Origin of the sequence: Nonomuraea sp. WAC 01424, assembly GCF_003947315.1 — a bacterium.
GTDB classification, from domain to species: domain Bacteria; phylum Actinomycetota; class Actinomycetes; order Streptosporangiales; family Streptosporangiaceae; genus Nonomuraea; species Nonomuraea spiralis.
Genome location: NZ_QHHZ01000041.1, coordinates 1 through 17,503 on the forward strand (window position 1 = coordinate 1; position 17,503 = coordinate 17,503).

Consider the following 17,503-nt stretch of genomic DNA (forward strand, 5'->3'; position numbering starts at 1 on the left):
CATCACGTGATCGTCCAGATGCACATAGAGTGCGGTCAGAAGGGCGTCCAAGTCAGTCTTCACACACCGACCATGGACGCCCTTCGTCATGCCTGCAGCCGATCACCGAATTTCACATCAGCGATCTCGCCCGTGGAGCAGTCGAGGACGAAGAAGTCGCAGGTCACGTTCTTGGCGAGGATGTCGCCGTGGTTGCGGACCTTGGCCACGACGGTGTTCAGGTTGCCCGGCCACGGCGTGTCGGCCCAGCGGGCGGGATCCTCCGCGGTCTTGGCGTTGCGTACCTCGATGTCCGGGCTCTTCCATTCCGGTGGGCCGTTCCAGGTGCGCAGGCCGGGGTCGGGGCGGCCGTCGGAGCCGTACTCGACGCGGACCACGGCGTGGTGGGCGGCGGTGGAGACGACCGTCACGCGCAGGTTCATCTGGGTGCCGGGGTCGGTGTCCTCGAAGTCGGCCGACACGTCCAGAACGGGGCCGTCGCCGTCGGCGTCGGTGTGCACGAGGAGGACGGGCGGGCGGACGACGGGCGCGGCGAAGGTGTCGGAGACGACGTCGGTGACGAGCACCCGCCGGTCCTTCGGCAGGGTGTCACTGCCCTCGCCCTGCTGGTGGGCCCGGTACTCGACGTAGTAGTTCCAGCCGTCGGCGAGCCGGATCTCGATCGTGCGCACCCGTCCGGGAGGTGGGGGGCCAGCTCGGCGGCGTGCAGGGTGACGAGGTCGTTCACGCCGCCGGCCCCCTTGAAGTCGTAGAGCCTGACCTCGCCGGCGTCGAGCCAGCCCATGCGCATCCGGTTGGAGATCGAGTAGTGCGGCAGCGTGTTGCGGCTACCGGCCATCAGGTCCCAGCCGCCGGTGATCCGGCCCGCGATGTCGGGGGTGTAGCCGGGGAAGGCGTACAGGTCGGGCAGGCCCAGCGTGTGGCCCAGCTCGTGGGAGAGCGTGGCGTGCACCCGCCGCCCGTCGTGCACGTCGAAGTCCGGCGGCACGAACGCGTACCCGAACCAGCGGGTGTCGGTGAGCAGGTTCGTGCCCGCCAGGAACGGCAGCGCGTCTTGCGCGTGCGGCCAGACGAACCGCGCGGGCGGCCCGCCACCGGCACCACCGAGAGCCGCGCGTCGCCGGGATGGGCCAGCAGCGCGGTGGCCTGGTCCGGCGCGAACGTCACCCGCCCGGCCGAGAGCGGGGTCGTGGCCGCCGTACGCGTCAGCCCGCCGCGTACGAACGCCAGCTCTCCTTCGCCGGACGCGGCGGTGCGCGCGGCCGTCGCGCTGCAGGCCGCCGCCACCGAACCGGACCTGGCCGCCGCCTCCCACGCCGGCCGCCGGGCCACCCGCGACAACGTACGCGCCTTCTGGGACAAGATGGCCGCCGACGGGCTGCTGCCGCCCGGTCACGATCTTGACTGGCTGACCGACACCACCGCCGTACTCGTGCATGCCGAGACGTACCTGCTGGCCCGCGACATGATCGGCTGCGACCCCGGCCGCTACGAGGACTGGCTCACCACCACCCTCACCCGGCTGCTCACACCCTGACACCGGACGCCGACGTTTGGCGGGGCGCAGCCGGGAAGAGTGGGTGGGCATTCGTTCTCGAGATCATCAGGAGGAGACACCTTGCCCCAGGACATGTGGAGCTACGGTTCCGACGTCTACGGCGACAAGACCCTGGACGTGGTCGGCTTCGACGTCGAGGCCACCGACGGCTCGATCGGGTCGGTGGACGAGGCCAGTCACGCCGTCGGCGACAGTTACCTGGTGGTCGACACCGGCCCGTGGATCTTCGGAAAGAAGGTCGTGCTGCCGGCCGGCACCGTCACGCGGATCGACCCGCAGGAGCGCAAGGTCCACCTCGCGCGGACCAAGCACGAGATCAAGGACTCGCCGAAGTTCGACGAGGACGCCACGTACAACGATGACGCCCACCGCGACGAGGTCGGCGCCTACTACAACCGGTTCAACGGCACCGTCTGACCCGAGGTGACCGGGCCGCCGGCCCACCGGGTTCGCCCGCCGGGCGCGACACGCGCGGCGGATGCTGTCAAGGCCCCACAGCGTCCGCGACCGGCGGGCCCCGGCCTCCTGGTCGTCCTGTTCAGCGGTCGCGCAGGTGGTGGGTCAGGATCCGGAGGGCGTCGGCGGAGCTCGGGTCGGTCGGGGTGTAGAGCTCGACGCGGTGGTCGGGGCTGTCGGGCTGGAGCCAGACCTGGTAGTCCACGCTCACGGCCCCCACGGTGGGATGCCGCAGGTGCATGGTGCCGACCGTGCAGTCGGCGACCTCGCCGACCGCCCACAACCTCGCGAACTCGTCGCTGCGCATCGTGAGCTCCCCGATCAGCTCCGCCAGGCGGGCGTCCGTGGGGAAGCGGCCCGCGGTGAGCCGGAGGTAGGCGACGTGGATGCGGGCTAGTTCGTCCCAGTTGTGGTGCAGGTCGCGGGAGAGCGGGTCGAGGAAGAACATCCTCGGTATGGACGGCCGTTCCGCCGGGTCATCCGGCGCGTCGAAGGGCACGTGCTCGGCCATCAGCGCGTGACCCGTACGGTTCCACGCCAGCACGTCGCCCCTGCGGCCGAGCACGACCGCCGGAGTGGTGTCCCGCAGCGACTCCAGCAGCGCGAGAACCCTCGGATGGGGCTCCTCGACGGGCGGCCGGGAGAGCCGGGTGTTCGCGGACTGCCGGGCGAGGTTGTGCAGGTGGACGATCTCGATCCGGTCGAGCAGCAACACCCGGGCGAGGGCGTCGAGCACCTGCTTGGACGCGGTCTCCGCCAGCCCCTGCTCCAGGCGCGTGTAGTAGCCCGCGCTCACCCCCGCGAGCTGGGCGAGCTCCTCGCGCCGCAGGCCGGGCACCCGGCGGGCGGTCCCGAAGGTACGCAGCCCGACCTCGACCGGCGTGACCCGATCGCGACGGCTCTTCAGAAACGCACCGAGACTTTCCATACCGTCGAGACTAGGCCCGCCGGACCGGTTCGTGGGTATACCTGCTGGGTGCACCCACAGCAGGGGGATGGCAGCCGGACGCGGACTGCCCGAATGTCGGCCCCATGTCCCTACAGCACACGCACACTTCTCCGGGCCTGCGGGCCTGGCTCGGCCTTCTGGTGATCCTCGGACCCGTCCTGCTGGTCTCCATGGACGGGTCGATCCTGTTCCTGGCGATGCCCCGGATCAGCCAGGCGCTCACGCCGACCGCCGACCAGGCCCTGTGGACCCTCGACATCTACGGTTTCGCCGTCGGCTCCCTGCTGGTCGCGTTCGGCAACATCGGCGACCGGTACGGCCGCCTGCGGCTGCTCATGATCGGCGCCACGGTCTTCGGCGTCGCATCGACGGCGGCGGCGTTCGCGCCCAGCGCCGAGCTGCTGATCGTCGCCCGCGCGGTGATGGGGGTGGCGGGGGCGACCCTGCTGCCGTCGGCGCTGGCCGTGCTGAGCGAGCTGTTCGCCGACCCACGGCGGCGGGCGCAGGCCATCGGCATCTTCGCCGCGGCGTTCGCGGCCGGGTTCGCGGCCGGACCGGTCGCCGGCGGCGTCCTGCTGGAACGGTTCTGGTGGGGTTCGGTCTTCCTGGTCAACCTGCCCGTCATCGCACTGTTCCTGATCTTCGCGCCGATCCTGCTGCGCGAGGTGCGGGTGACCAGGCCCGGCCGGATCGACGTGCCCAGCGTCGTGACCTCGGCGGCCGGTCTGCTGCTCGCGATCTACGGTCTCAAGCGCGCCGCCGCCGAAGGGTTGTCGGCCGTGCCGGTGCTCGCGGGCCTGGCGGGGCTGGCGTTGCTGGCGTGGTTCGTACGCAGGCAGCGAGGGCTGGCGCAGCCGTTGATCGAGTTCTCGTTGTTCCGAGACCGCGTCTTCACGATGGCGATCGTCACCGGGCTGCTGCCGCTGGCGGCGTGGTCGGCGTCGGCGTACCTGGCGGGCGTCTACCTCCAGTCCGTCCTCGGCCTGCCCGACCTGGGGGCGGCGCTGCTCGCGCTGCCCGGCGCGGTGGTGCTCACCGTCACCTGCGTCGTCACGCCCTTCGTGGTCGATCGTGTCGGCAAGCGGACCGCGCTGGTCGCCTGCCACCTCTTCATCGCGGCCGGCCTGCTGCTCCTGCTCCCGGTCGCGGTCACGGGCGGCGCCGGCTGGTACGTCGCCTCGACGGTCGTCGCGGGCGTCGGCTACGGCATCTCGTTCAGCGTGGTCGCCGACACCGCCGTCGGGGCCGTACCGGCGGAGCGGGCCGGGGCGGCCGGGGCGCTCGCGGAGACCAGCAACGAGATCGGCAACGCCCTCGGCATCGCGCTCCTCGGCTCGCTCGCCGCCCTGGTCTTCCGGCTCCAGGGGCCTGACCTGGCCCCCACCCTGGACGAGACCCTCCAGCTCCCCGGCCTCGCGCCCGCGATGGCCGCCGAGGCCAGGACCGCCTTCGTCGCCGGGCTGCGGGTGGTCGCCGCGGTGGCCGGCGTGCTGCCCCTGGCGCTCGGCGTGTTCGCCCTGCGCCGGCTCCCCCGTTCGCGGGTGTCCTGAACAGAGAGACACCTCGCGCTGCGGGCCCGCCGGTGACGGGTCTCGCCGCAGCCGGTACGTTGGTCGCGCCGCCCTGCGGCCGGGGTGCGGGCGGCGTGGAGGAGGACGGATGGCCGGTGTGTTCGGTCCGCTGCTGCGCAGCCTGCGGCAGTTCGCGGGGCTGACGATCGAGGAGCTGTCCCACGCCTCCGGAGTGAGCGTACGGGCCATCGGCAACATGGAGCGCGGCAGGAGCCGCGGCCCGCAACAGCGCACGGTGGAGGCGCTGGCCGAGGCCCTGGGCCTCGGCGACGACCGGCGGGCGGAGCTGGAGGAGGCCGCGCGGGCCGGGCGACCGCGGCCGAGCGGTCCGCTGCCGGGCGCGTGCGAGCTGCCGCGCGAGGCGGGCGACTTCACCGGCCGCGAGCCGGAGCTGGCGCTGCTGCGCCGGCTCGCCGCGCGGGCCGGGACCGGAGCGTCCGCGGTGGTGGCCACGATCTCCGGCACCGCCGGGATCGGGAAGACGGCCCTGGCCGTGCACGCGGCCGGCCTGCTGGCCGACCTGTTCCCGGACGGCCGCTTCTACGTGGACCTGCGCGGCATGGACAGCGTCCCGCCGGGCCCCGGGGCGGTGTTGTCGCGGCTGCTGAAGGCCTTGGGCGTGGCCGAGCAGCGGATCCCGGGCGACGAGGAGGAACGGGCCGGGTTCTACCGGGCGCTGCTGGCCGACCGGCGGTCCCTGGTCGTGCTGGACAACGCCGCCGACGAGGCGCAGGTGCGCCCGCTGCTGCCGGCGTCCGGCGCGGGCATGACGATCGTCACCAGCCGCCGTACGCTGGCCGGGCTCGAAGGGGTGCGGCAGATCCCGCTCGCGCAGTTGTCCGGCGAGGAGGCGGCCGGGCTGCTGCGCGCGATCGTCGGCGAGGAGCGCGGCCGGAGCGATCCCGGTGGCGTGGCCGAGCTGGCCAGGTTGTGCGGAAACCTGCCGCTGGCGGTGCGGATCACCGGCAACCGGCTGCAGAGCCGTCCGGCCTGGACGATCCGCCAGCTCGTCGGGCGGCTGGGCGACGAGGGCCGCCGGTTGGAGGCTCTGGCGGCCGGAGATCTCGCCGTGGCCGCCGCGTTCGCGTTGTCGTACCGGCAGTTGTCCGGCGCGGCGCGTGCCGCCTTCCGGCGGCTGGCGCTGGCGGCCGCGCCGGAGTTCGGGGTGCCGCTGGCCGCCGTGCTGGCCGAGGTGGACCCGGCCGAGGCCGAGGACACGCTGGAGGAGCTGGTCGAGCTGGGGCTGCTGCAGTCCCCGTACGCCGGTCGCCACCGCTTCCACGACCTGGTCCGCCTGTACGCCCGCGCCCGCCTGGAGCAGGAGGAATCCGCCGAGGCCCGGCAGAACGCACGGCTTCGCATGGAGACCTGGCTGCTGGAGATCGCGTTGGTCGCCGGCCGCTGGTTCGAGCCCGACCACGGCGCCCCGCCCCCGGAGTGGCGCTCGCTGGTCCCGCTCGGCAGCCGCGAGGAGGCGAACGACTGGCTCCAGACGGAGGGTACGGCCTGGCTGGACGCCCTGCGCTCGGCGGCCCGGCGCGGCGAGCACGCCACGGTGGTCGAGGTGGCCGGGGCCATGTACTGGTACTCCGACCTGTGGAGGCGGTGGGAGCACTGGCGCGAGGTGTTCGAGTTGTCCTCCGGCGCGGCCCGGGCCATGGGCGACCGGGTCCAGGAGGCGGTGCAGCTCAACCAGCTGTCCTGGGCGCTGACCGTGTGCGAGGGCCGTACCGAGGAAGGGGAGCGTACGGCGCTGCGGGCGCTGGAGCTGGCCCGCGAGGCGGGTGACGTACGCAGGCAGGGATGGGCGTTGTTCTACGCCGGTTACGCCCTGCGGACCGACCCGGACAGCGTGGACCGCCTGCTCGACTACACCCGGCGTTCGGCCGACCTGCTCCTGGAGGCGGGTGACCTGGAGGGCTACCCCCAGGCCGTGACCAGCCACACCGGCGCCCTGCGAAGGGCGGGCCTGGTGGCCGAGGCCGTCGAACGCAACCTCGCGCTGGTGGCCACGCTGCGCGACCCCGGCTACGGCGGCTCCACGGCCATCGTCAGCTACGCGCTCGGGGCCGCGCTGACCCATCTCGGCACCGACTACCTCGCCCTCGGACGCGGTCCGGAGGCGGCGGACGCCTTCCGGCAGGCGCTGCCCGAGCTGCGTGCCTTCCCGATCGCCTCGACCCTGGCGCGTACCCAGCGTGGGCTCGGCGCGGCGCTGCGGCTGGCGGGGCGGCCCGAGGAGGCCCGGCGGGCGCTGGCGGAGGTGCTGCGCCTGTTCGAGGAGTTCGGCGACACCGACCAGGCCGCCGAGGTACGCGAGGAACTCGACGAGACCGGCGCTCGGACGATGTGACGCCGCCTGCCGCATCCGTGCGGTGTGATCCGCCCGGCTATTTGTGCCTGCTGTTGTGCCTCGATCTCCGGTTGCCGGCTTGCTTTCATGGTCATGCGTACCCGACCCGTGCGCTGCTCCAGCTCTTCGTGGGAACGGTGACAGATGCGGAAGTCCTTGATCCCCTCCGGCCCGCCGGTGGGAACGGGCCGATGACCGGCGCGGATCCCCGGTGGCGGCTGCGCGGGCGGCAGATCGAGTGCGAGCGGCTCGACCGGTTCGTCGCGACCGTGCAGGACGGTCACAGCGCCGTACTGGTCCTGCGCGGCGAGGCCGGCATCGGCAGGACGGCCCTGCTGGAGTACGCCCGGGACAGCGCCTCCGGCTGCCGGGTCGCCTGGGCGGCCGGTGTGGAGTCGGAGACGGAGCTCGCCTTCGGCGGGCTGCACCAGCTCTGCGCCCCGTTCCTGGACCGCCTCCCCCGCCTGCCGGAGCCGCAGCGCGACGCGCTCGGCGTGGCGTTCGGGCTGAGCGCGGGCAGCGCGCCGGACCGCTTCCTGGTCGGGCTCGCGGTGCTCAACCTGCTGGCCGGCGCGGCCGAGAAGGAGCCGCTGGTCTGCCTCGTCGACGACGCCCAATGGCTGGACGAGGTCTCCGCGCAGACCCTCGTCTTCGTGGCCCGCCGCCTGCTCGACGGCCCGGTCGGGCTGCTGATCGCGGTCTGCGACCCCCACCTCGGACAGGAGCTGCGAGGGCTGCCGCAGCGTGAGGTCGCCCGCCTGAGCGACAACGACGCCCGCGCCCTGCTGGACTCGGCGACCCCCGGGCGCTTCGACGAGCCGGTACGGGACCGGATCGTCGCCGAGGCCCAGGGGAACCCGCTGGCCCTGCTCGACCTGCCACGCGGCCTGACCCCGGCCGAGCTGGCGGGCGGTTTCGGGCGGCCCGACGCGGCGCCGCCGGCCGGCCGGACGGAGCTGAGCTTCCTGCGGCGGCTCCAGGCGTTGCCGGCCGAGACGCGGCGGCTGCTGCTCATCGCGGCGGCCGAGCCGCTGGGCGACGTGAGCCTGCTGGCCCGCGCTGCGGAGCTGCTGAGCGTCGGCACGTCCGCCGCGGCCCCGGCGGAGGCCGCGGGGCTGATCGGCATCGGGACCCGGGTGCGCTTCCGCCATCCGCTGGTGCGCTCGGCGGCCTACCGCGCGGCCACCCCCGAGGAGCAGCAGAACGTCCACCGCGCGCTGGCCGAGGCGACCGATCCGCACGCCGATCCCGAGCGCCGGGTGTGGCACCTGGCCGCCGCGACGGCCGCCCCCGACGAGACGGTCGCCGCCGAGCTGGAACGCCGCGCCGGCCGGGCGCAGGCGCGCGGCGGCGTCGCGGCGGCGGCCGCGTTCCTGGAGCGGGCGGCCGAGCTGACCCCCGATCCGGCCCGTCGCGGCCCCAGGGCGCTGGCCGCCGCCCGCGCCAAATACCGCGCCGGCGGCTACGACACCGCCCTCGAACTGCTGGACGCGGCCGAGCTCAGCCCCCTGGACGAACACGACCTGGCCCGGTCCGGCCTGCTGCGTGGCCAGATCGTGTTCGCCTCCACGAGCGCCGGCACGGCGTTGCCGCTGCTGCTCGAAGCCGCCAGGCGGCTCGAACCGCTGGACCCCGGGCTGGCCCGCGAGGGGTACCGCGACGCCATGCACGCCGCCGTGACCGCCGGCCGCCTGCCGGGCGTCCCCGAGCTGCCGGACATCGCGAGGGCCGCGCTCGCCGTACCGGCCGGCCCGTCGCCGTGGCGTAATGACCGGTTCCTGAACGCCGTGGCCATGGGGGCCGTCGAGGACGACCCGGCGGGGGCGCAGGAGGTGTTGCGGGCGCTGCGTGCCTTCCACACCGAGGGGCTCTCCGCGGAGGAGGGCCTGAGCTGGCTGCCGCTCGCGTGCCGCGTGGCGCACAACGTCTGGGACTTCGACGGCTGGACGGCGCTCTCGACCCGGCTGGTCGACCTGGCCCGCGAGACGGGGGCGCTGTCGGTGCTGCCGACGGCTCTGCACATGCTCGTGTCGAACCGGGCACTCGCCGGCGACCTGGCCGGCGCCGACGAGCTGCTGGCCGAGGCGGTGACGGTCGGCGAGGCGACGGGCAGCCGCTTCCTCGCCCAGTACGCGGCCCTCGTGCTGGAGCCCTGGAAGGGCCGCCCGGCCACGACGAACCGGGCGATCGAGGCGATCACCCGCGAGGTGGCCCTGCGAGGCGAGGGCAAGGTCGTCACCGCCACCCATTGGGCGAGCGCGGTGCTCCACAACGGCCTGGGCCGCTACGAGGAGGCGTACGTGGCCGCCGAGCGCGGCGCCGAGCACCCGAGGGAGCTGGGCGGGGCGTACATCAGGTCGCTGGTCGAGCTGGCCGAGGCCGCGGCCAGGAGCGGCCGGGCGGCCCGCGCCGCCGAGGCCGCGCGGCGGCTCGACGAGCTGGCGCAGGCCGGCGGCACCGACTGGGGCCTCGGCACCTCGGCGAGCGTACGCGCCCAGGTGAGCGAGGGACCGGCCGCCGAGGCGCTGTACCGGGAGGCGGTCGAACGCCTCGAACGCACCGAGGCCCGCCTGGTCCAGGCCCGCGCCCGCCTGCTGTACGGCGAGTGGCTGCGCCGGGAGAACCGCCGCGTCGACGCCCGCGACCACCTCGGCGCCGCCTGCGAGATGTTCGGCCGGATGGGCGCCGAGGCGTTCGCCGAACGGGCCCGCCGCGAGCTCCAGGCCACCGGCGAGAAGATCCGCAGGCGGCCCGCCGAGGCGACCGGCACGCTCACCCCGCAGGAGGCGCAGATCGCGAGGCTGGCGGGCGACGGGCTGACCAATCCCGAGATCGGCGCCCAGCTCTTCATCAGCCCGCACACGGTCGAATGGCACCTGCGGAAGGTGTTCATGAAGCTCGGCATCGTCTCCCGCAAACAGATCCGGCCCTCGCTCCTGAAGAGCGCGGCCGCCATGGCCTGATCGCCACAGCCCCTCCCTGGTCGATGTAACACGTGCTACATTCGCCGATGTGGCCGACAAGCAACAGGCCGGTCGCTGGCTCGTTCTGGTGATCAAGGTTCCCGCGGAGCCGTCCCGGCATCGGGTGGCGGTGTGGCGGGAGCTGCGCAAGATCGGCGCGCTCTCGCTCGGGCAGGGCGTGTGGGCCGTGCCGGACGTACCGGTCTTCGCCGCCGGCGTCGCCCGCGCGACGACGCTCACCGAGCAGGCCGGCGGCCAGTTCATGACGCTGGTCGCGACCGGGCTCGGCACGCAGGACGCCGACCGCCTGCGGGCGCTGTTCGGCGCGGCCCGGTCCGCCGACTGGGTGGAGTTCCTGGCCGACTGCGGCGCGTTCGAGGAGGAGCTGGCCAAGGAGATCCGCATCGGCAAGCTCACCATGGCCGAGCTGGAGGAGGAGGAGCAGTCGCTGGAGCGGCTGCGCCGCTGGCACCGCGACCTGACGGCCCGGGACGTCTTCGGCGCCCCGGAGGCCGCCAAGGCGTCGGAACGGCTCCGCGAGTGCGTGGCGGCCTGCGAGGACTTCGCCGAACGGGTCTTCGCCGCCCTCCACGAGATGCCACACCAGCCGCCGCAGGACGCCCGATGACCCGCCCGGCGCCCGCCGCCGCACCGGCCCGGCAGATGTGGCCCCTGTACGCGGCCGGGTTCACCACCGCGTTCGGCGCGCACGGCATCGCCGCCAACCTCGGCGGGTTCTCCGCCGACGCGGTCACCTCGCTGCTCGTCCTCGGCGGCCTGCTGGCCCTCTACGACGGCGTCGAGGTGCTGCTCAAGCCGCTGTTCGGCAGCCTGGCCGACCGCATCGGCGCCCGTCCGCTGCTGCTCGGCGGCCTGGTGGCCGTCGCGCTCGCCTCCGGCCTGTACGTCGTCGCCGACAGCCCCGGATGGTTGTGGGCCGCCCGCCTGGGCCAGGGCGCGGCGGCCTCGGCGTTCTCCCCGTCGGCCTCGGCGCTGGTGGCCAGGCTCAACCCGGCGGCCAAGCTCGGCCGGGCCTTCGGCGGCTACGGCTTCTGGAAGTCGATCGGCTACACCCTCGGCCCGCTGCTGGGCGGCGTGCTGGTGTGGGCCGGTGGGCTGCGGCTGCTGTTCGCGGTCCTGACGGTGCTGGGCGCGGCGGTCGCCGTATGGGCCGCGCTGGCCGTTCCCGCCGTGCCGCCGCTGCCCAAGGTCCGCCAGACGGTGCTGGACCTGGCGCGGCGCCTGGCCGACCCGGCCTTCCTCGTCCCGACCGCCGCGCTGGCCGCGGTCACCGCCGCGCTGTCGGTCGGCGTGGGCTTCCTGCCCGTGTCCGGCAGGGCCGCCGGTCTCGGCACGGTCGCGACCGGCGCGGCGGTCTCGGTCCTGGCGGCGTGCGCGGCGATCGTCCAGCCCAGGGCCGGACGGGCGCTCGACGCGGGGCGTCTGAGCATCCGTACCGGCCTGCCGGCCGGGCTGCTGATCACCGCGGCCGGGCTGGCCTGCGCCACGCTGCCCGGACTGGCCGGCATCCTGTCGGCCGCCGTGCTGATCGGCGCCGGGACCGGGCTCATCACCCCGCTCGGTTTCGCCGCCCTCGCCGCCCGTACGCCCGCCGAGCGTATGGGCCAGACCATGGGCGCGGCCGAGCTGGGCCGCGAACTCGGCGACGCGGGCGGCCCGCTGCTCGTCGCCGGCGTCGCCACCCTGGCCTCGCTCGCCTACGGCTACGCCGTGCTCGCGGCCCTGCTCGCCGTGGGACCCCTCATCGCCCTCGCGCTGCGCCGCCGTCCGGCCCAGGAGCCGCCCCGCGCCTGACGGCGAGAACCACCGGCACGATCGCCAGCGCCAGCACACCCCCGCCGACGGCCAGTACGGAGTAACCGGCGGCGGCGACCAGCAGGCCGGAGGCCAGGCCGCCCACCGCGCCCGCGACGGCCACGGCGACGTCCACCAGGCCCTGAACCCTGGCGCGGCCGGCCAGCGCGTCGGCGTCGGTGACGATCGCGGTGCCGCTGATGAGGCCGAGGTTCCAGCCCAGGCCCAGCAGCGCCAGGGCCACCGCGATCGCCGCGACGGAGTCGCCCGGCGCGTACGCCGCCATGATCCCGGCGGCCAGCAGGGTCAGCGCGGAGGCGACGGCGATCGTGCGGCGGCCGTACCGGTCGACGAGCCAGCCGCTCAGGGGCGAGGGCAGGTACATCGCCGCGATGTGGACGCCGATGACGAGGCCGGAGGCGCCGGTCCCGTTGCCGTGATCGTGCATGTGGACGGGCGTCATCGTCATGATCGCGACCATGACCAGCTGGGTGCACACCATGACCAGCACGCCCGCGAGCATGCCCGGGGACCGTTCTCCGGCCGTCGATCCAGTACGGGCCTCGCCCGTCCCGTCGGCGCGTCCGGCCTCCAGAGTGCGGGCCAGCAGCAGCGGATCCGGGCGCAGCCAGACGGTCAGCACCAGGGCGGCCACCGCGTAGGCGGCCCCGGCCAGCAGGAACGGCCCGGCCAGGTACGGGATGCCGAGGCCGTGCGCGAGGTCGCCGGTGACGCCGGCCAGGCCGGGGCCGAGCACGCCGCCCATGGTGGTGGCCACCAGCACCGTGGACACCGCACGGGCGCGGCCGGCGGAGGTCGCCAGGTCGGCTCCCGCGTACCGGGCCTGGAGGTTGGTGGCCACGCCCGCGCCGTAGACGAACATCGCGGCGAACAGCAGTGCCGGAGAGCCGGCGACGGCGGCGGCGACGACGCCCACGCTCCCGACGGCGCCGGCCAGATATCCGGCCGCGAGGCCGGGACGGCGTCCGCGCGCCTGGGAGACCCGCCCGACGGCGACGGCCGCCAGCGCGGAACCGGCGGTGGACAGCGCGCTCACCACCCCGGTGAGGCTGGTGGAGCCGAGCATGTCCTGCGCGAGCAGCGCGCCGACGGTCACCCCGGCCGCCAGCCCGGCGCCACTGAGCACCTGGGCGGCGACCAGGACGATCAGGACGCGGCGCTGCGCCCGAAGGCGCGTCAGGTCCTTGACCCCGCCGGGCGCGCCGGCCGTCACGACCGCCTCCCTCGGGCCGGGCGCGCCGGTCGTCACGCGCGGCCCTTTCCGGCCGGTCGTCACGCGCGGCCCTTTCCGGCCGGTCGTCATGTACGCCCTCTTCGCGCCGGGCGCGGCCGGGCCGGATCGGGGCGGCCGTGCCTCATCCCCGGTCACCCAGGTCCAGGCGGTCGCCCAGCCCCGCCTCGGCGAACGCGGCCACCAGGTCGTCACGTCCCTCGGTGAAGTGCGCCCAGCTGTCGTGGTGGACGGGGACGACGCGGCGGGCGCCGAGGATGCGGGCGGCCTCGGCGGCCTGCGCGCTGTCGAGGACGATCAGCGCGTTGTCGAACAGGATGGGGAACCGGGGAGCCCCGGCGAAGAGGACGGCGATGTCCACCGGGCCGAAGCGCCCGGCGATCTCCCTGACCGCGTCGAGGGAGGCGTTGTCACCGCTGACGTAGACAGTGGGCAGCCCCTCCCCCGTCAGGACGAACCCGACGACCTGCCCGGTGACCGGCTCGACCTCCTCACGGGCGCCGGGTCCGTGCACGGCCGGGGCGCCCATCACGGTGATCACGCCACCGCCGGGCCGCTCCAGCTCGACCGGCTCCCAGTCGGCCAGCCCCCTGGTCCCGTCGCCCAGGCGCCGCGCGGCGTCCGGCGTGGTCAGGACGAGCGGGACCGCGCGCAGCAGGTTCCGGCCGGCGTCGTCGAGGTGGTCCGGGTGGTCGTGCGAGAGCAGGACCACGTCGATGCGGCCGAGGCCGTCGGGCGTCGCGGCGGGGGGCTCCGTCTTGGTCAGCCGGCCGCCCGGCACGTCGTAGACGCCGGGAGCGTCGAAGGTCGGGTCGATCAGGAAACGCACGCCGCCGTACTCGAAGAGCACGGTCGGGCCGCCGAGGACGCGGATGGGGAGCAGGTCAGGGTCGGTACGCGTGTCAGCCATCATTACCTCACGGATGGGAAGCGGTTTATCCGTGAAGGACGGTAGCGGTGTCTCACGGATGAATGCAAGCCGTACCATGAGAGGTATGAGCGATCCCCTGATGGCCGAGCCCGCGCTGCCGCCCGCGCCGGGGGCGGAGGACCACGTCGCCATCGACTTCGTGAACAGCGCCGTCGCGCTTCCCGGAGGACACTTCAGCGATCTCCTCGGCACCCCTGGAGCGACGAACCGGTGGCTCACCGAACACGGCCTGGCCCCGGCCGACGCAGGGGTGCGGGAGATGTGCGCCACGCAGCTGCGCTCACTGCGCGAGCACCTCAGATCGTTGTTCGCCTCCCGCGTCGACGGGCTGCCCCCCTTGCCCTCGGCCCTGTCCGCCGTCAACGACGCGTTGAGCAGGGCCCCTTCGGCCGCCCTGCTCCAATGGGACGAGAAGCACGGCCCCTACCGCGCGGCGCCGTGCCCCACCAACGAGATCCTCGACCGCGCGTTGGCGACCCTCGCCGCCAACGCGGCCGACCTGCTGACCGGCCCCGACGCCGACCGCCTCACCGCGTGCGGGTCCAGCCCGTGCAACCGCTACCTGCTGCGCCACGGCCGCCGCCACTGGTGCTCGGTCCGCTGCGGCGACCGCGCCCGCGCCGCCCGCGCCTACGCCCGCCGCTCCGGCGAGCCGGGAGGTGCATGACAGGAGCCGTTCGGATCGTGCGAGGGGCCGATCCGTATGACCGAGGGCATGCCGATCACCGACCTCTTCTGGCGGGAATGAACCGTGTTCCGCCGTCCGGCCGCCTGGCCGCCGCGGCCCTCGTCGTCATCGGGACGGGCCTGCTGGGCGCGCCCTCACTGGGGCGCGGGTGGTCGTGGGCGTCGCCCTGGTCCTGGCGCTCAGCGCCGTCCTCGCGTACGGGCTCGGTGTGTGGCTGCGCCGGGGCTGGGCGATCCCCGTGGTGCTCGCCCTGCCGTGCGAGCTCATGGTGTTCCCGCTGCTGCCCGGCGCGGTGTCCGGCTGCCCCTGACGGCGGCCTTCGCCGTACGGCAGACGATGGTGGAGTATCCGCAGGTGACCGCCCATGACGTGCCGTGGTGCCGCCGTCGTCCCCGCCCGGCGCAGGGCAGGCCGTGGCCACCGCGTACGCGCCCAGCACGGCGAGCCCGGCCCACTCGGGCAGCGGGTAGCACCCCGCCGACCGGCCTTCGAGGAGGCTGAGTGCTGACTTTGGGGGGGCTTCTTCGCCTGTTAGTGATCCGTGACGGCCCGGAGCCGTGGGGCGCGATTCTCACCAGCAGGCAAGGTTGGCCGAACCTGGCCACAGGCCCTCACGGCAAGCCCGAGCTGCCAGCAGATGCGGACGCCGCAGTCTGCGCCGGATCAGACAAGACGATGCGCCCGCGCCGGCTCCGGACGACCGCGCCGGAGATCATTTCGCCAGTTCAGAGACACCTTCTGATCCCCGCCGCGGCGGGCATGTGGTGGCTGATGGACAGATCCAGGGCCGGTGGACGGACAGCTGGTGCCGGTCAGGCGGACATCGGGAGCGTGTCGGCTATGTCAATCGGTCGTGCCGGCGTGCACGGCGATGATTCGCCAGCCGTGCGTCTCGTCGTACAGCCAAGTACGGGTGTAGCGCATCCTGGCCGCGAACGGCGCCCCGGAGACGGTCCCTTCAATGGTGCCGAGAAACCATGTCACCCCGGTGCGCCCATCGGCGAGCACGGTCAACTCCTCCTCGGCCACCCTCGTCACCACCTGCGTCCGTGTGCGGTGCAGCTCCAGGTCGTCCGCCTTGGTCGCAACGTTCGCACCGAAGGTAAAGATGAGCCGATCATCCAGCAGCCGATCCAGCGCCTCGACATCTCCAGCAAGCTGCGCGGCCTGGAGTCGGCGCTCGGCGTCCCGCAAGTCCTCCATCATGAGGCCCACCCTCCCAGCCGGCGCCGTATCCGCGCCAGGACGTTCACGCTCGGCTGATCCTCGCAGTCCGATCCGGGGATTCCGATCGCCGGTGAGTGGGTGTCAGGTTCAGAAGGCTTCCCGACAGGCCGTCGAAGTGGTGTTGGGGCGGCCCAGCAAGCCCGCCTCGGCACCGCAGGCCGCCTGGACCATGCTGTGGCTGTACGGCATCGCCACCAACCTCATCAGGCGGCACCGGCGTGCCGAGCTGCGCCACTACCGTGCGCTGGCCAGGACCGGGCCGCCACCCGACGACGACGGGCACGACCAGCGGGTGGTGGACCGGCTCACCGCTGGGGTCACGATCGGCCGGCTGGCCAAGCTGCTGTCAAGGCTCTCGACCGGCGAGCGTGACGTGGTGCTGCTCGTCGCGTACGGCGGGCTGAGCTACGCGGAGGTGGCCGACGCTCTGAAAGTCGCCGAAGGCACCGTCGCCTCACGGCTGAGTCGGGCCAGGACGAAAATGCGCGAGGTGCTGGGAGTGGACGCATGAAGAGAGAATTCGAGTTCATCGACCGCGTGATGCCGGACGTACCGCCGCCCACCCCTGCGCAGCTCGCCGCGACGCGCGCCCGGCTCGCCGAAGCCGCTCGCGCCACACCTCTGGCGGCATCGGGCCTGCGCGTGATGGTGCTGGCCGCGGCGGTCGTCGTGCTGGTGATCGGCGCGATCGCGGCCCTGATGCCCCCGGCCGCGCGGCAACCCGCCGCCACGCCCCAGCAGGTGCTCGCCGCGGCGGCCGGCAAGCTGGCGGCCCCGCCGCAGGGCACGGGCCGCTACTGGCGGATGGAGACCGAGGAGCTTTTCAGGACGAAGGGCGCGGACGGCTACCTCGTCGAGGAACGCGGCCTCGACGTGCTGGCTTTCGGTCCGGACAGCGACGTGTACAGCTGGTACGAGGCCGTCTCCGCCATACCGTACGGCGCGAAGAACACTGAGACCTGGCGCCGGGCGGGCTCCCCCAAGCTCTGCCCCGCCCGCGGCTGCGACAAGAATTTGCGCTACTACCCGCACCGAGCCCTCGATGAGGCCCTGATCTTTGGCGCAGATCGGAAATCGGGCGACAAAAAGGCCAGTTGGGCACCGACGCTGGCCACGCTGCCCGGCGTCAGCGTGATCGACAACGTGCGCGACCCGGCCGGCCGGCTCGGGGTGGCCCTCCAACTGCCCACCTCAGGCGCGGACCGGGTCCAGCTCGTCATCGACCGGCAGAGCGGTAACCTGCTCGCGGTCCAGCACGTCGCGCCCATACCGGGACTGCGTCCGGGCGTGCCGTGGTTGGCCTCGATCATCAAGCAGGCCGGCTGGGGCGACGCCCGCCCGGTGCCGCCGCCCGGCTGCAAGGGCTGCACGGGCACGTACTGAGGACCTCGCTCAGCGGCAGCTCTCCTAAGAAGAGTCGTCGTCGGGTCGCGACTCATCCGCGACCGGTTGCGGCACCGCGACCCGTCTCGTGACCGACGACGCCTCACGTGATCAGCTCGAATACGCGTAGGTCGCGGGTTGCGGAAACGGCCTAGCACGGCCTTGGAGACCTCTCAGGAAGCAGTCATGACCCCCGTTGAGCGCGACCGCGACCCACCTGGGCGCGTCGACTAGGAGCTGTTTCTTGGATCAGGTCCGGAGCCAGATGACCAGGGCGGCCAGGGTGACGGTGCCGAGGAAGATGTAGGCGCGCTTGTCATAGCGCGTGGCCACGGCCCGGAAGTTCTTCAGCCGGTT

At 73.7% G+C, this 17,503-nt stretch carries 16 protein-coding genes and 1 pseudogene; 11 read left to right on the forward strand and 6 right to left on the reverse strand.

The window, feature by feature from the left end:
• Positions 1-86: 86 nt before the first annotated feature.
• Positions 87-671: a hypothetical protein gene (locus DMB42_RS54000; protein ID WP_185845347.1), complete on the reverse strand. Its 585-nt coding sequence runs from the start codon at positions 669-671 to the stop codon at positions 87-89.
• 389 nt (positions 672-1,060) lie between these two features.
• Here DMB42_RS54000 and DMB42_RS52305 point away from each other — a divergent pair, with 389 nt between their 5' ends.
• Together DMB42_RS52305 and DMB42_RS52310 are read left to right on the forward strand one after the other, a co-directional pair.
• On the forward strand, positions 1,061-1,537 hold the full coding sequence (locus tag DMB42_RS52305; RefSeq protein ID WP_125649751.1) for a hypothetical protein: 477 nt from the start codon (positions 1,061-1,063) through the stop codon (positions 1,535-1,537).
• Positions 1,538-1,618: 81 nt separating this feature from the next.
• The gene (locus DMB42_RS52310) at positions 1,619-1,975 is read left to right on the forward strand and encodes a PRC-barrel domain containing protein (RefSeq protein ID WP_260478452.1); all 357 of its coding nucleotides are present in this window, start codon (positions 1,619-1,621) and stop codon (positions 1,973-1,975) included.
• Between the two features lie 121 nt (positions 1,976-2,096).
• On the opposite strand, the gene DMB42_RS52315 is transcribed toward DMB42_RS52310, so the two are convergent.
• A complete protein-coding gene (locus DMB42_RS52315) occupies positions 2,097-2,942 on the reverse strand; it encodes a helix-turn-helix transcriptional regulator (RefSeq protein WP_125649754.1) in 846 nt (281 codons plus the stop codon).
• Positions 2,943-3,046: 104 nt separating this feature from the next.
• Here DMB42_RS52315 and DMB42_RS52320 point away from each other — a divergent pair, with 104 nt between their 5' ends.
• The 5 genes from DMB42_RS52320 to DMB42_RS52340 all read left to right on the forward strand — a co-directional run bounded on the left by DMB42_RS52320 (position 3,047) and on the right by DMB42_RS52340 (position 11,665).
• Positions 3,047-4,513 carry an MFS transporter gene (locus DMB42_RS52320; protein WP_125649757.1) on the forward strand — a complete coding sequence of 489 codons (1,467 nt, stop codon included), beginning with the start codon at positions 3,047-3,049 and terminating at the stop codon, positions 4,511-4,513.
• A gap of 109 nt (positions 4,514-4,622) precedes the next feature.
• A complete protein-coding gene (locus DMB42_RS52325) occupies positions 4,623-6,887 on the forward strand; it encodes a helix-turn-helix domain-containing protein (RefSeq protein ID WP_125649760.1) in 2,265 nt (754 codons plus the stop codon).
• A 191-nt stretch (positions 6,888-7,078) separates the two neighbouring features.
• The gene (locus DMB42_RS52330) at positions 7,079-9,850 is read left to right on the forward strand and encodes an AAA family ATPase (RefSeq protein ID WP_125649763.1); all 2,772 of its coding nucleotides are present in this window, start codon (positions 7,079-7,081) and stop codon (positions 9,848-9,850) included.
• Between the two features lie 49 nt (positions 9,851-9,899).
• A complete protein-coding gene (locus tag DMB42_RS52335) occupies positions 9,900-10,478 on the forward strand; it encodes a Chromate resistance protein ChrB (RefSeq protein ID WP_125649766.1) in 579 nt (192 codons plus the stop codon).
• The gene (locus DMB42_RS52340; RefSeq protein WP_185845348.1) at positions 10,475-11,665 is read left to right on the forward strand and encodes an MFS transporter; all 1,191 of its coding nucleotides are present in this window, start codon (positions 10,475-10,477) and stop codon (positions 11,663-11,665) included. Before DMB42_RS52335 ends, DMB42_RS52340 begins: the two co-directional genes overlap by 4 nt.
• On the opposite strand, the gene DMB42_RS52345 is transcribed toward DMB42_RS52340, so the two are convergent.
• Positions 11,613-12,935 (reverse strand): MFS transporter, encoded by a 1,323-nt coding sequence (locus DMB42_RS52345; RefSeq protein ID WP_260478453.1) that lies wholly within the window; start codon positions 12,933-12,935, stop codon positions 11,613-11,615. The two genes, DMB42_RS52340 and DMB42_RS52345, sit on opposite strands and share 53 nt — an antisense overlap.
• A gap of 106 nt (positions 12,936-13,041) precedes the next feature.
• A complete protein-coding gene (locus DMB42_RS52350) occupies positions 13,042-13,830 on the reverse strand; it encodes an MBL fold metallo-hydrolase (protein WP_260478454.1) in 789 nt (262 codons plus the stop codon).
• Positions 13,831-13,912: 82 nt separating this feature from the next.
• Between DMB42_RS52350 and DMB42_RS52355 the strand changes: the two genes are divergently transcribed.
• A complete protein-coding gene (locus DMB42_RS52355; protein ID WP_125649772.1) occupies positions 13,913-14,515 on the forward strand; it encodes an ABATE domain-containing protein in 603 nt (200 codons plus the stop codon).
• A gap of 169 nt (positions 14,516-14,684) precedes the next feature.
• Positions 14,685-14,846 carry a hypothetical protein gene (locus DMB42_RS54005; RefSeq protein ID WP_185845350.1) on the forward strand — a complete coding sequence of 54 codons (162 nt, stop codon included), beginning with the start codon at positions 14,685-14,687 and terminating at the stop codon, positions 14,844-14,846.
• A gap of 533 nt (positions 14,847-15,379) precedes the next feature.
• Here the strand turns inward: DMB42_RS54005 and DMB42_RS52360 are convergent.
• Positions 15,380-15,742, reverse strand: a complete 363-nt coding sequence (locus tag DMB42_RS52360) for a nuclear transport factor 2 family protein (protein ID WP_185845351.1) — start codon at positions 15,740-15,742, stop codon at positions 15,380-15,382.
• A 139-nt stretch (positions 15,743-15,881) separates the two neighbouring features.
• Between DMB42_RS52360 and DMB42_RS52365 the strand changes: the two genes are divergently transcribed.
• Together DMB42_RS52365 and DMB42_RS52370 are read left to right on the forward strand one after the other, a co-directional pair.
• The gene (locus DMB42_RS52365) at positions 15,882-16,274 is read left to right on the forward strand and encodes an RNA polymerase sigma factor (RefSeq protein ID WP_260478455.1); all 393 of its coding nucleotides are present in this window, start codon (positions 15,882-15,884) and stop codon (positions 16,272-16,274) included.
• Complete coding sequence (locus tag DMB42_RS52370; protein ID WP_125649778.1) at positions 16,271-17,146, forward strand: hypothetical protein; 876 nt, start codon at positions 16,271-16,273, stop codon at positions 17,144-17,146. The genes DMB42_RS52365 and DMB42_RS52370 overlap by 4 nt, the downstream gene beginning before the upstream one ends.
• 249 nt (positions 17,147-17,395) lie before the next feature.
• On the opposite strand, the pseudogene DMB42_RS52375 reads toward DMB42_RS52370, so the two are convergent.
• A pseudogene (locus DMB42_RS52375) lies at positions 17,396-17,503 on the reverse strand (IS5/IS1182 family transposase); the annotation flags it as partial.

Coding starts and splice junctions, on each gene's coding strand:
- DMB42_RS52320 (WP_125649757.1), top strand. CDS start 3,047: ATGTCCCTACAGCACACGCACACTTCTCCGGGCCTGCGGGCCTGGCTC.
- DMB42_RS52330 (WP_125649763.1), top strand. CDS start 7,079: ATGACCGGCGCGGATCCCCGGTGGCGGCTGCGCGGGCGGCAGATCGAG.
- DMB42_RS52325 (WP_125649760.1), top strand. CDS start 4,623: ATGGCCGGTGTGTTCGGTCCGCTGCTGCGCAGCCTGCGGCAGTTCGCG.
- DMB42_RS52315 (WP_125649754.1), bottom strand. CDS start 2,942: ATGGAAAGTCTCGGTGCGTTTCTGAAGAGCCGTCGCGATCGGGTCACG.
- DMB42_RS52360 (WP_185845351.1), bottom strand. CDS start 15,742: ATGATGGAGGACTTGCGGGACGCCGAGCGCCGACTCCAGGCCGCGCAG.
- DMB42_RS52370 (WP_125649778.1), top strand. CDS start 16,271: ATGAAGAGAGAATTCGAGTTCATCGACCGCGTGATGCCGGACGTACCG.
- DMB42_RS52340 (WP_185845348.1), top strand. CDS start 10,475: ATGACCCGCCCGGCGCCCGCCGCCGCACCGGCCCGGCAGATGTGGCCC.
- DMB42_RS52350 (WP_260478454.1), bottom strand. CDS start 13,830: ATGATGGCTGACACGCGTACCGACCCTGACCTGCTCCCCATCCGCGTC.
- DMB42_RS52355 (WP_125649772.1), top strand. CDS start 13,913: ATGAGCGATCCCCTGATGGCCGAGCCCGCGCTGCCGCCCGCGCCGGGG.